Genomic DNA, 13,111 nt, shown 5'->3' with positions numbered 1-13,111 from the left:
CGCCGCGCGGCGCAAATCAGTGGGCGGCCTGTGTACCGCCCGATGCGACATCCGGCGCGACCGGCCGGATCGAGCCCGGCACGATGCTCGCGCCGAAGTCGCGAATCAGTTGCTGCACGAAGGGATCGGCGCCGATCTCGCGCTCGGCTTCGCGTTGACGCTGGGCGCGCTCGGCGGCGTCGAGCGCGGCCGCCGTGCGGCGCGCGGGGCCGACTTCCACGCTCACTTCAACGGTTTTGCCAAGACGCTCGGCGAGCGCCGTCTTGAGCTTCGCCACCTGCGAGGCTTCGGCGTACTGCGGCACCGGCACGCTCAACTTGAGCAGCGTGCCTTCGAGCGCCGTCAGCTCGCTGTTGAACGCGAGCTGGTACGAGATGCCCTTGAGCGAAAGCGTGGCGGCGAGCGCGGGCCAGTCGCCGGCGAAACCGATCGGATCGAGCGGAATGCCCGGCGGCAGCTTGCTCACGTCGACCACGGCCGGCGACGGCGTCGGCACCGCAGCGGCGGCACGCGGCGCGGACGGCTCGCTGTCGTAGGCGGGCACGAAACCGTCGTCGGGCGGCGCAAAGTACGCGTCGTCGGCGCCGAGCGGCACGTAGTCGTCAGGCGGGATATCGTCCCACGGCGGCGCGCCCGAAGCGTCTTGCTGCGCGTTGGCGTTGCGCGCTGGTTGGCGCGCTTGTGCTTCCTGCGCGGCGGCGGCGCGGCGAGCCGGATCGGGCGTTGGCACCTTCACTTCCATGCGCGGTGCGGCCTTCGGCGCGGGCGCCGGGGCAGCCGCGCCGGCAACGGCAGCGGGACGGCCCGTAGCAACGCGCATGCCCTTGCTGCGCAGCACGTCGAGCGCAGCGCTTGCACCACCACGCGCGGACGCGGCGGCGGCCGGTTCCTCAGGAGATTCGAGTTGCGGCGCGGGCGCGGCGGCCGCGCTCTCCACAGGTTGCATCTCTTCTGGCGCAGCGGGAGCGGCCGCAGCCGGTTCGACCGGGGCCACGGGCGCAGCTTGCGGCGCTGTGCCCTCCTTCGCCGCAGGCTCTCCTTCATCTTCCCAGGGCGGCACGACGCGGGCTTCGGCTGCCGGCCTCGCGACCGTCGCAGGCGCGCTCGCTTGCGGCTCGGCAACGGGCGCCTTCGCGGGCGCGGCTTCAATCGACTGCGCCACCGGCGCTGCCGGCTTCGGCACGAGCGGCTGCGCAACGACAGGCGCCGCACTGCGCGCCGACGCCGCTACCGGAGCCGCCACGCGCGCGCCCGTGCCCGCCGCAGCGGGCTTCGACGCCGGCGCGCTGCCCACGCTGCCCGCGCTCACCGAAGGCTCGAACGCGAGCATGCGCAGCAGCGTCATCGTAAAGCCAGCGTATTCGTCGGGCGCCAGGCCGAGTTCGCTGCGGCCGAGGGTCGCGATCTGATAGAAAAGCTGGACCTGCTCCGGGCTCAACGCTTCCGCGAAACGGCGGATGTCGTCGGCTTCGGGCCACTCGTCGAGCACCGATGAAGGCGCGAACTGCGCCCAGCCGATGCGATGGAACAGACTCGCGAGATCCTGCAGCGCCGTGGAGAACGACAGGCTGCGCAGCGCCATTTCGTCGGCGATGGCGAGCACGTTCGCGCCGTCGCCGGCCACGAGCGCGTCGATCAGGCGGATCAGATAGCTTTGATCGAGTGCGCCGAGCATGCCGCGCACCGCTTCTTCGGTGACCTGGTTGGCCGAATAGGCGATGGCTTGGTCGGTGAGCGAAAGCGCGTCGCGCATCGAGCCGTCGGCGGCGCGCGCGAGCAGGCGCAGCGCCTGCGCCTCGAACTCGACCTTCTCTTCACCGAGAATATGCGTGAGATGCTCCACGATATTGCCCGCCGGCATCTGCTTCAAATTGAACTGCAGGCAGCGCGAGAGCACCGTGACCGGAATCTTCTGCGGGTCCGTCGTCGCGAGGATGAACTTCACATGCGGCGGCGGCTCTTCCAGCGTCTTCAGCATCGCGTTGAAAGCGTGGTTCGTGAGCATGTGCACTTCGTCGATCATGTAGACCTTGAAGCGCGCATCGACCGGCGCGTAGACCGCACGCTCCAGCAGCGCGGCCATTTCGTCCACGCCGCGATTGCTCGCCGCATCCATCTCGACATAATCGACGAAGCGCCCTTCGTCGATTTCCCGGCACGCGCGGCACACGCCGCAGGGCTTCGACGTCACGCCGGTCTCACAGTTGAGCGCCTTGGCGAAGATACGCGACAGCGTCGTCTTGCCCACGCCGCGCGTGCCCGTGAAGAGGTACGCGTGATGCAGGCGGCCGCCGTCGAGTGCATGCGTGAGCGCGCGCACCACGTGCTCCTGTCCGACGAGCGAAGCGAAATCCTTCGGTCGCCACTTGCGTGCGAGAACTTGATAGGTCATGCGGAAATTGTATCAGCAACGCCCGCGCGTCCAGATGAATCGAAAGGCGGCCAATGCCCGGCTCGCGCCCGCCGCGCAATGGCGCGAGCCAGCGATTGCGGACGACGAAAAGAGCGGCGATGCAGGCGTGACAAACACGACGAACGAAGCACCGCGGCGCGCAGTGAATTGCGCGGCGTGAATCTCGTGTCTGGGGGAAAGCGGAGAAAAAAGAGGAAGGTGACGAGCCTGACCCTCGGCACTGGCGGAAAACGGCTGTGGCTGCTTCGTTCCCGACCTGACCAGGTTGACCGCCCCTCCATGCGAGGAGGCCCGTCACGGCGCATTCTAACATCGGTCGCGCGGCAATGCGACTGCTGCGGTGCGAAAAAACGCGCGGGGCCGCTCCAGGCATCGTTGTGCGCCCCGGGAAAGATACCCTCTTGCAACGGCTCGCACCGCCTCCAGATAGCGTGCAGGAACACAAGGAATCGCACGAAACGGCCCCGCGAAAATGCTCGCGCCACGACCCGAATGTCCCGCCGAATGTGGCCTGGAGGACGGAAACCCTGCTTGCGGCATGAGTACTATCACCGTCGGCAACGCATAGGGATTTAGGCTACACTGGCGTCGGCAATCGGCTGGGCCACGCGGTTTGCGTGCGAATGGCGTGCGATTCGGACGTATGACTCGGGTTCGGTCTCGCCGCCCTGGCGGCCCCGGATGAATTTTCAGTTTTGGTGTATCGTGGCGAGCAATTTACTCAGCCTCGAATCGAAAGAGGTATTCATACAATGAGCGAACAAATCAAGCATATCAGCGACGCATCGTTCGAACAGGACGTCGTGAAATCCGACAAGCCCGTGCTGCTGGACTTCTGGGCCGAGTGGTGTGGCCCGTGCAAGATGATCGCGCCGATTCTCGATGAAGTCGCGAAGGATTATGGCGACCGCCTTCAGGTCGCGAAGATCAACGTCGACGAGCACCAGTCGACGCCGGTGAAGTTCGGCGTGCGCGGCATTCCCACGCTGATTCTCTTCAAGAATGGCGCCGTGGCCGCGCAGAAGGTCGGCGCGCTGTCGAAGTCGCAGCTCACCGCGTTCCTGGACAGCCACCTGTAAGTTCCTTGCTGGCCTTCCCTCCCCGCCCGGGCGCATCGCCCGGCCAGCAAGGGATGCGCCATGCAAAGGTGCGTGTTGTCACGCGACAACACGCACCCTAAAAAACACGCCGAAACTTGCTGTCGGTCTTCCCTGACGGTTTCTGGCGTGTGCTATGCTAGAATTCATAAAGCGTCTACCGGCGCCCTTATAAAAGTTTCAAGCAAGCTTGAAGCAAAGTTTCAACCAAAAGTCCTTGAGCGGTTCCGCTCGCTTCTTTTCCCCCATTCTTTTCGTCGCACTCCTCCCCGACGGGTTCTCCGTATGCATCTTTCCGAGCTCAAGTCTCTGCACGTGTCCGAATTGATCGAGATGGCCAATGGCCTCGAGATCGAAAATGCGAACCGCCTGCGCAAGCAGGAACTCATGTTCGCGATTCTCAAAAAGCGCGCCAAGACGGGCGAAACGATCTTCGGTGACGGCACGCTCGAAGTGCTCCCCGACGGCTTCGGCTTCCTGCGCTCGCCGGAAACCTCGTATCTCGCCAGCACGGACGATATCTATATCAGCCCGTCGCAGATCCGCCGCTTCAACCTGCACACCGGCGACACGATCGAAGGTGAAGTGCGCACGCCGAAGGACGGCGAGCGCTATTTCGCGCTCGTCAAGGTGGACAAGGTCAACGGCCAGCCGCCGGAGGCCTCGAAGCACAAGATCATGTTCGAGAACCTCACGCCGCTGCACCCGAACAAGGTGCTGCTGCTCGAGCGCGAAATGCGCGGTGAGGAGAACGTGACGGGCCGCATCATCGACATGATCGCGCCCATCGGCAAGGGTCAGCGGGGCCTGCTGGTCGCTTCGCCCAAGTCCGGCAAGACCGTGATGCTCCAGCACATCGCGCACGCCATCAAGCAGAACCACCCCGACGTGGTCCTGTTCGTGCTGCTGATCGACGAGCGCCCGGAAGAAGTGACCGAAATGCAGCGCTCGGTGGCGGGCGAAGTGATCGCTTCGACTTTCGACGAACCGGCTGCGCGTCACGTGCAGGTCGCCGAAATGGTGATCGAGAAGGCCAAGCGCCTCGTCGAAATGAAGCACGACGTCGTGATCCTGCTCGACTCGATCACGCGTCTCGCGCGCGCCTACAACACCGTTGTGCCCGCATCGGGCAAGGTGCTCACGGGCGGTGTGGACGCCAACGCGCTCCAACGTCCGAAGCGCTTCTTCGGCGCGGCACGTAACATCGAAGAAGGCGGCTCGCTCACCATCATCGGCACGGCGCTGATCGAAACCGGCAGCCGCATGGACGACGTGATCTACGAAGAGTTCAAGGGCACCGGCAACATGGAAGTGCACCTCGAGCGCCGTCTCGCGGAAAAGCGCGTCTACCCGTCGATCAACCTGAACAAGTCGGGCACGCGCCGCGAAGAGCTGCTGATCAAGCCGGACATCCTCCAGAAGATCTGGGTGCTGCGCAAGTTCATCCACGACATGGACGAAGTCGAGGCCATGGAATTCCTGCTCGACAAGATTCGCCAGACGAAGAACAACTCCGAGTTCTTCGACATGATGCGTCGCGGCGGCTAAGGCCCTCGCCCGCTCGAATCACCGCAAAACGCCCGCGACTTCGCGGGCGTTTTTCTTTTCCGGCATCGGATCGCTGCACGCCGCAACCTGTACCTGAACGTTCACGTTGAACTATAATGCGCGGCATGTTCTGGTCGCCCCACGGCGAAAAAAGAGTGCCCATGCCCAAGGATTCCCCGGCGCTGCTCACGGTGCGCGACGCCGCCGAGCGCCTGAACGTCACGCCGCGCACGCTCAAGTATTACGAGGAACGCGGGCTCGTTAGCCCCTCGCGCAGCGAAGGCCGCTACCGGCTCTACGACGAGCACGACCTCGAGCAGTTCTCGCGCATCCTGCGGCTGCGCGCGCTCGGCTTTTCGCTGCACGGCATCACCGAAATGCTCAAGCGGCCGCTCGAACAGGTCGGCGAGGGCCGCCGGCGCTATTCGCAGGAGTCGCTCCAGCAGATCGCCGACGCGCTCGCGCAGCACATCGAGACGCTGGACACGCGCATCGCGGCCGTGCGCCGCGAGTTGAAGGAAGCGCAGACGGTGCGCGCGGAGCTTGCCGACGACCTCGACTACCTGCAGCGGCGCCTCGCGGGGGAGCCGTCCGATCAGCTGATCGAGCAGCGCCTCGCCGCCACGCGGCGCCGCAAGGCGGCCGCGGGGACTTCGGGCAGCAAGCCGGTGGAGCCCTCGGGCAAGGCACGCGAGGACGACGAACCGGCATGAGCACGGCCCAGCCCCGCGAGCCGCTCTTCAGCGCGGCGCGCCTGCGCGGCGATTTTTTCCCGTGGGTGCTCGCCCTCGCGACCGGTCTCGACTACTACGACAACGCGATCTTCTCGTTCTTCACGAGCCATATCGCGGGCGGCATCAACGCTTCGCCCGACGAGCTCGTCTGGTCGTCGAGCGCCTACGCCGTGTGCGCCGTTCTGGGCATCCTGCAGCAGCAATGGTGGGTGGAGCGCATGGGCTACCGCCGCTACGTGGGTAGCTGCCTGCTGCTCTATGCCGTCGGCGCGATCGCGGCGGCGCTGTGCGAATCGTCGATCGAGCTTGCCTTTGCGCGCGGATTTCAGGGCTACTTCATCGGCCCGATGATGGGCACCTGCCGCATCCTCATCCAGATCAGCTTCACGCCGCAGCAGCGTCCGGTCGCGACACGCGCATTCCTCATTCTCATCGTGCTCTCCAGCGCGCTCGCGCCGCTCGTGGGCGGCCAGCTCGTCGCGCATTTCGACTGGCGCGCCCTGTTCGCGTTTTCCGCGCCCGCCGGCGTCCTCTATGCCGTGCTGGCCCTGCTCGCGCTGCCCGATACGGGCCACTTGCTGCCCGAGGAGCGCGGCGAAGCGCACTTCTGGCCGTACCTCATCTTCGCGTTTGCGCAGGGCGCGCTGCAGATCGCCATGCAACAGGTGCGCTTCGAACTGTTCAGCGCGTCGCCGGAAATCATTCTGCTCACGCTCGTCGGGATCACGGCGCTCGCCTGGTTCGGCTGGCACCAGTGGCATCATCCCAAGCCGCTCATGCGCCTGCACGCGCTGCGCGAGAAGCCGTTTCAGGTGGGCCTGCTGCTCTACATGGTCTACTACTACCTGAGCACGGCGCTCAGCTACCTCGTTTCGCGGCTGCTCGAAGGCGGCTTCAACTACCCCGTCGAAAACGCCGGCCACCTCACCGGCATCACGTCGCTGATCTCGGCCGGCGCGCTCTTTTTCTATTTCCGCTACGCGAAGCTCATTACGCACAAGAAGTGGATCATCGTGCCCGGCTTCGTGCTGTCGGCGTTCATCTCGTTCTGGATGACGCGGCTCACGCCGCAGGCGAGCGAAGCCTGGCTCATCCCACCGCTGCTGCTGCGTGGCCTGCTGCTGCTCTTCATCGTGCTGCCCGTCGCCAATCTCACGTTCCGCATCTTCGCGATCGAAGAATTCACGCACGGTTACCGCTTGAAAAACATCGTCCGGCAGTTGACGATATCGTTCGCCACGGCCACGGTTATCATCGTCGAGCAGCACCGGCTCGCGCAGCACCAGACGCGGCTCGCCGAGTTCGTGAATCCGTTCAACCCGGCGTTCCAGAGCACCTACGCGGCGCTCACGCATTCGTTCGAGATGATGGGACTGTCCGCGAGCGAAGCGCACGGACTTGCGCTCGCGGAAGTGAGCCGCATGGTCGCGCAGCAGGCGAGCTTTCTGAGTTCGCTCGACGGGTTTTACTTCCTGATCGGCGTGGCGGTGTGCGGCGGGATCTTCGCCGCGTGGCAAAAACAGATCGACTGAACGACATCCAGACGCACGGGAACCCACACCCAGCGATGCTTTCGAAACTCTCTCACTGGTTCGACGCGCGCCGCCGCGAAAAGGCGCTGCGCACCTACGCGATCGACGACGCGCTTTGGCAGGCCACGCTCGCTGGCCTGCCCTTTCTCAAGCATCTCGACGCCGCCGACCTCGTGCGCCTGCGCGAGCTGACGAGCCTTTTTATCGCGCAAAAGGAGTTCTCCACGGCGCACGATCTCGAACTGACCGACCCGATGACCGTGGCGATCGCCGCGCAGGCGTCGCTGCCGGTGCTCAATCTTTCACTCGACCTCTACAAGGGCTGGGTGGGCGTGGTCGTGTATCCGGGCGAATTCGTGATCCGCAAGACCGTGGAGGACGAGGACGGCGTGGTCCACGAGGTGGAGCACGACGCGAGCGGCGAAGCGTGGGAAGGCGGCCCCGTGATCCTCTCGTGGGAAGACGCGCAGATGACCGATGGCAGCGACGCGTACAACGTCGTGATTCACGAGTTCGCACACAAGATCGATATGCTGGGCGGCGAGGCCGACGGCCATCCGCCCCTCTTTCGGCGCTGGCATGCCCCGCTCGACGCGCAGACGTGGGCCGACGTGTTCGACAACGCCTACGACCAGTTCTGCGACAAGGTGGACGCCGTGCCGGAGCGCCGCTGGGCGCGCTTCGAACGCGATTCGTTGATCGATCCCTATGCCGCCGACCACCCCTCGGAGTTCTTCGCGGTGTGTAGCGAGGCCCTTTTCGTCAAGCCGAAGGCGTTCGAGGCGGAATATCCCGAGCTTTACCGGCTGCTCGCGCGCTATTACCGCCAGGACCCGGCGCGCGTGGGCGCACTGGCCGGCCAGCCGGGCTAAAACCTGTCGCGCGGGGGCCTCAAAAATTCGCCAACCGGCTGATTATCTGGCATAATCGCCGTTTTTCGACCCTTGGGTAAGTGGCTCGCGCGAGCAAAGTCGGCAACAGGGTGTTGCAGGCACGCGGGTTGGCTACCGCCAGATTTAAGGAATAAACATGAAAGAAGGCATTCACCCGAATTACCGCGAAGTCCTGTTCATCGACGTTTCGAACGACTTCAAGTTCGTGACCCGCTCGACCATCCAGACGCGCGAAACCGCCGAATTCGAGGGCAAGACCTACCCGCTCGCCAAGATCGAAGTGTCGTCGGAATCGCATCCGTTCTACACGGGCACGCAAAAGATCATGGACACGGCAGGCCGTGTCGAGAAGTTCAACAAGAAGTTCGGCGCACGCGCCTCGGGCAAGGCCGGCAAGTAATCGCCTCGCCGCACCGGCTGCTGGCCGGTCCCGCATTGAACGTGCACAAAAAGGGCAGCATACGCTGCCCTTTTTTGTTGCCTGCGCCACCGTTGCGCCGTCCGCGAAGCCAGACAGGTGCGACTTACCGCGCCTTTTCAGATGTTTCCGTGGATTAACCCGCGGCTAACGCCGTGACGCGCGGTCGCCGGCCCGGCTAGAATGCCGGATTGCTCCGCGGCACACGGCTGGGTGTACCGTCTGCCGCGCATGCCCGCTTGACCTCCGCGTGTGAGCCACCCGCTCGAACACGCCCGGTTTATCCGTCTCCCTTCGTACTGCATGAAGCCAGCCATTCGACTGACCGCCTCCGCCACCAGCGCCCTGCCGCGCTGGCTGCTGCTGACCATCTGTATCGTCTTCGCGGCTTTCGGCCTGTTTGGCCGCGACCCGTGGAAGAACGAGGATGCGGCGGGCTTCGGCGTGATGTGGACGATGGCGGGCGGCACCTCGCACGACTGGCTGCTGCCCAATCTTGTCGGCAAATACGTGACCGAGAACGGTCCGCTCGGCTACTGGCTGGGTGCCGCCTGCATCCGTCTGTTCGCGCCGTGGGTCGACGCCAGCAACGCCTCGCGCATCGCTACGGGCGTGCTGTTCTGTCTCGCGTGCGCGTTCGTCTGGTACAGCGCGTATCTGCTGGGCCGCCGCCCCGAAGTGCAGCCGTTCAAGTACGCGTTCGGCGGCGAGCCCGAGCCGCGCGACTACGGCCGCACGCTCGGCGACGGCGCCCTGCTCGTTCTGCTGGCCTGCTTCGGCCTCGCCGAGCGCGGCCACGAAACCACGCCGCAGCTCATGCAGTTCGTGGGCATCGCCATGCTGCTGTACGGCGTCGTGCGCGCCATCGACAAGCCGGTCCAGGGCGCCCTCTGGTGGGGCCTCGCGCTCGGCATCGTGATGCTTTCCAGCGGCCCGGTGCTCGTAGGCGCGCTCCTCGTCGGCACGCTCGCCATGCTCGCCATCGCCCCCGAAACGCGTTCGCGCTGGCTGCTCGTGGCGGGCCTGCCCGTGGCGCTCGCGGTCTCGGCCTCCTGGCCGCTGCTGGCGCTGCGTCTGTATCCCGACGACGCCGTCTGGTTCCTCAACCAGTGGGCCCACACCAACGTCAACGCCTTCGCAGGCCCCCCTGGCTACGTGTTGCGCTACGCCGCCAAGAACCTGCCGCTCTTCACCTGGCCCGCATGGCCACTCGCGATCTGGGCCTTCGTAAGCTGGGCCGGACTGCGCCGCAAGCCGCACATCGCGATTCCGCTGTCGGTGATCGTGCCGCTGCTCATCCTCGTGGTCGTGCAAAGCCACGAATCGAACCGGCTCTTCATGCTCGTGCTGCCCGCGCTGGCGGTGCTCGCGACCTTCGCGCTGCCCACGCTCAAGCGCGGCGCGATCAACGCGATCGACTGGTTCGCGGTGCTGAGCTTCACCATTCTCAGCACCTTCGTGTGGCTCGTGTGGCTCGCGGGCATGACAGGTTTCCCGGCGCCGCTCGCGCGCAACCTCGCGCGCCTCGCGCCGGGCTTCGTGCCGCAGTTCAAGATTCTCTCGTTCGTGTGCGCGGTGGCCGTCACCGTGTGCTGGATGGTGCTCGTGCGCTGGCGCGTGGCGCGCCATCCGAAGGTGCTGTGGCGCAGCGTCGTGCTCTCGAGCGGCGGCACCACGCTCATGTGGGTGCTGCTCATGACGCTGTGGCTGCCGGTCGTCAACTACAGCCGGACCTACAAGGACGTGGCCGAGCAGATCGCCGCGCACCTGCCCGCCGACTATCAGTGCATCTCGCCTGTGCGCCTCGGCGACGCGCAGATCGCCACCTTCGCGTACTTCGGCAGGATGCACTTCGCGTTCAACGAGGATTGCGACGTGATCCTGCGCCAGGACACGCAGGAATACGGCGAGCCGAGCTCGATGCCGGACTATGTGTGGAAGCTCGTCTGGGAAGGCCGCCGCGTCGCCGACCGCGACGAACGCTTCCGCCTGTACGTGCGCATCGACCGTCCGACGCCGCCGCTCAAGAAGCGTGTCTGGCGCAAGCGTCCGGACTGAGGCCGCGGTGACCACGACGTTCGCGGGCGACATCCGGCGCATCGCCGCGCTCGCGTGGCCGGTTCTGATCGGCCAGCTCGCGATCATCGCGTTCGGCGTAATCGACACCGCGATGGTCGGCCGCTACTCGGCGCTCGATCTCGCCGCGCTCGGCCTGGGTTCGTCGATCTACATCTCGGTGTATATCGCCCTCACGGGCATTCTCAGCGCGCTGCAGCCCGTTGCGGCGCAGCTCTATGGCGCGCGCAAGGACACGGAAATCGGCCTCGAGGTGCGCCAGGCGTTCTGGCTCGCGCTCGTACTGATGGTGATCGGATTTACGATCCTCTACTTTCCCGGCCTGCTGCTCGACCTCGCGCACGCGCCCGAGGCGCTGCGCGAGCGCACTATCGGCTATCTGCGGCTGCTCTCGTTCGGGCTGCCCGCGGCGCTGGCCTTTCGCATCTACAGCTCGCTCGCCAATGCGGTGGGGCGGCCGCGCCTCGTGATGTTTCTGCAGGTCGGCGCGCTCATGCTCAAGGTGCCGCTCAACACGTGGTTCATCTTCGGCGGCCTCGGCGTGCCCGCGCTCGGCGGCCCGGGCTGCGCGCTCGCGAGCACCTCGATCAACTGGGCGCTCGCCTTGTGCGCGGCCGTCGCGCTCACGCGTGTGGACGTGTTCGCGCCGTTCGAGATCTTCAAGCATTTTTGCTGGCCCGAGTGGAAGCGCCAGGCCGAACTGCTCAAGCTCGGCATTCCGATGGGCCTTTCGTATCTCATCGAAGTGACGTCGTACACGTTCATGGCGATTTTCATCGCGCGCATGGGCACGACCACGCTCGCCGGCCATCAGATCGCCGGCAACATCGGCGCCGTGCTCTACATGACGCCGCTTTCGATCGGCGTGGCGACCTCGACGCTCGTCGCCCAGGCGCTGGGCGGCAATCGCCCCGCCGAAGCGCGCACGCTCGCGCGGCACGGCGTAGCGACGGCCGTGGCGATTGCCTGCTGCTACGGCGCGATCGTGTTCGTGCTGCGCCCGTTCATCATCGGCGGCTATACGCCGGACCCCGCCGTGGCGGTCGCGGCCATGCCGCTCGTCGCCATCGTCACCTGCTATCACCTGTTCGACGCCCTGCAGATCACCACGGCCTTCGCGTTGCGCGCCTACAAGGTCGCGGTCGTGCCGACCATCATCTATGCGCTTGCGCTCTGGGGCGTGGGCCTCGGCGGCGGCTACGCGCTGGGCTTCGACGTGACCGGCACGATGCCCGCCTGGGCGACGGGCGCGCGCGGGTTCTGGCTCGCCAACATGGCGAGCCTCCTGATCGCCGGTGCTGGACTCCTGTTTTATCTCTCGCGGGTGAGTGCGCGCTTTGTGCGAGAACGCGCCTAGCCCGTTGGCATCAGAGACGCTAGGCGGTTAGTTGCAAACGTGGATCACCCCGCCTCGGCCTGCCGCGCCGCCTCCACGGTCTGGGCTGCGTGATACGACGAACGGACCAGCGGCCCGGCCACCACCTCGCTGAATCCCATTGCCAGCCCCGCCGTGCGCAACGCGGCGAATGCGTCGGGATGGACGTAGCGCTTGACCGGCAGATGAAACCGCGACGGCGCGAGATATTGCCCGATCGTCAGCACTTCTACGCGATGCGCGCGCAGGTCGCGCATCGTCGCGAGCAACTCCTCATCGGTTTCGCCCAGACCCACCATCAGTCCCGACTTCGTGACGAGCGCGCTGTTGGCCGCTTTCGCGCGCGCAAGCAGGTCGAGCGAGCCGTAATAGTCCGCGCCTGGCCGCGCCGCGCGATACAGCGCGGGCACGGTCTCGATGTTGTGATTGAACACGTCGGGCCATGCGTACGAAAGCGCCTCGAGCGCACGCCCGATACGGCCGCGGAAATCGGGCGTCAGCACCTCGACGCCGATCCCCGGCACGCGCTCGCGCACCTGCGCAATGCAACGCGCGAAGTGCGTCGCGCCGCCGTCGCGCAAGTCGTCGCGATCGACCGAGGTGATGACGACGTGACGCAAGCCCAGCGCCGCGACCGCTGCCGCAAGGTGGGCGGGTTCGTCCTCGTCGAGCGGCGCGGGCCGCCCGTGAGCGACGTCGCAGAACGGACAGCGCCGCGTGCACAGCCCGCCCATGATCATGAAGGTCGCGGTGCGCTGCGCGAAGCATTCGCCGATGTTCGGGCACATCGCTTCTTCGCACACCGAATGAAGCCGATGCTCGCGCAGTACGGCCGCCACGCCCGCTACGGTCTCGCTCATGAGCGGACGGGCGCGCAGCCAGGGCGGCTTCGGCAAGACCGCGTCGGCGCCGGCAGGCGGCACGATCTTCACCGGAATGCGCGCGAGCTTCTCGCGGCTGCGCAGGCCCTCCTGACCCAGCGCCGTACTCGACGAACGGGAAGTTCCAGACGTGGCGGCCTCCAT

10 protein-coding genes and 1 other RNA gene are annotated in these 13,111 nt (G+C 65.9%); 8 read left to right on the top strand and 3 right to left on the bottom strand.

Annotated features, from left to right (window positions below; all coding sequences use genetic code 11):
* Positions 1-16 precede the first annotated feature (16 nt).
* Together dnaX and ffs are read right to left on the bottom strand one after the other, a co-directional pair.
* Positions 17-2,392, bottom strand: a complete 2,376-nt coding sequence (gene dnaX, locus AB4Y42_RS16490; RefSeq protein WP_368694729.1) for a DNA polymerase III subunit gamma/tau — start codon at positions 2,390-2,392, stop codon at positions 17-19.
* Between the two features lie 218 nt (positions 2,393-2,610).
* Positions 2,611-2,709, bottom strand: an RNA gene (gene ffs / locus AB4Y42_RS16485) — signal recognition particle sRNA small type.
* Positions 2,710-3,165: 456 nt separating this feature from the next.
* Here ffs and trxA point away from each other — a divergent pair.
* The 8 genes from trxA (at position 3,166) to AB4Y42_RS16445 (ending at position 12,068) form a co-directional block, all read left to right on the top strand.
* Positions 3,166-3,492, top strand: a complete 327-nt coding sequence (gene trxA / locus AB4Y42_RS16480; RefSeq protein WP_027818380.1) for a thioredoxin TrxA — start codon at positions 3,166-3,168, stop codon at positions 3,490-3,492.
* A gap of 303 nt (positions 3,493-3,795) precedes the next feature.
* On the top strand, positions 3,796-5,058 hold the full coding sequence (gene rho, locus AB4Y42_RS16475) for a transcription termination factor Rho (protein ID WP_027818379.1): 1,263 nt from the start codon (positions 3,796-3,798) through the stop codon (positions 5,056-5,058).
* Positions 5,059-5,219: 161 nt separating this feature from the next.
* Positions 5,220-5,771, top strand: coding sequence for a MerR family transcriptional regulator (locus AB4Y42_RS16470; protein ID WP_368686353.1), 552 nt, complete (start codon positions 5,220-5,222; stop codon positions 5,769-5,771).
* Complete coding sequence (locus tag AB4Y42_RS16465) at positions 5,768-7,324, top strand: MFS transporter (protein WP_368694728.1); 1,557 nt, start codon at positions 5,768-5,770, stop codon at positions 7,322-7,324. The genes AB4Y42_RS16470 and AB4Y42_RS16465 overlap by 4 nt, the downstream gene beginning before the upstream one ends.
* 35 nt (positions 7,325-7,359) lie before the next feature.
* Entirely contained in the window at positions 7,360-8,196 is an 837-nt protein-coding gene (locus AB4Y42_RS16460) for a M90 family metallopeptidase (RefSeq protein WP_368686355.1), read from the top strand.
* 157 nt (positions 8,197-8,353) lie between these two features.
* Positions 8,354-8,617 (top strand): type B 50S ribosomal protein L31, encoded by a 264-nt coding sequence (locus AB4Y42_RS16455; RefSeq protein WP_368686356.1) that lies wholly within the window; start codon positions 8,354-8,356, stop codon positions 8,615-8,617.
* A 321-nt stretch (positions 8,618-8,938) separates the two neighbouring features.
* Positions 8,939-10,693: an ArnT family glycosyltransferase gene (locus tag AB4Y42_RS16450; RefSeq protein ID WP_368694727.1), complete on the top strand. Its 1,755-nt coding sequence runs from the start codon at positions 8,939-8,941 to the stop codon at positions 10,691-10,693.
* A 7-nt stretch (positions 10,694-10,700) separates the two neighbouring features.
* Positions 10,701-12,068 (top strand): MATE family efflux transporter, encoded by a 1,368-nt coding sequence (locus AB4Y42_RS16445; RefSeq protein WP_368686358.1) that lies wholly within the window; start codon positions 10,701-10,703, stop codon positions 12,066-12,068.
* A gap of 44 nt (positions 12,069-12,112) precedes the next feature.
* Here AB4Y42_RS16445 and lipA read toward each other — a convergent pair whose 3' ends face one another.
* On the bottom strand, positions 12,113-13,111 hold the full coding sequence (gene lipA, locus AB4Y42_RS16440; protein ID WP_368686359.1) for a lipoyl synthase: 999 nt from the start codon (positions 13,109-13,111) through the stop codon (positions 12,113-12,115).

This window comes from Paraburkholderia sp. EG286B (assembly GCF_040965655.1).
In the GTDB taxonomy this organism is placed as follows: domain Bacteria; phylum Pseudomonadota; class Gammaproteobacteria; order Burkholderiales; family Burkholderiaceae; genus Paraburkholderia.
This window is presented reverse-complemented; position numbering and strand designations above follow the sequence as displayed.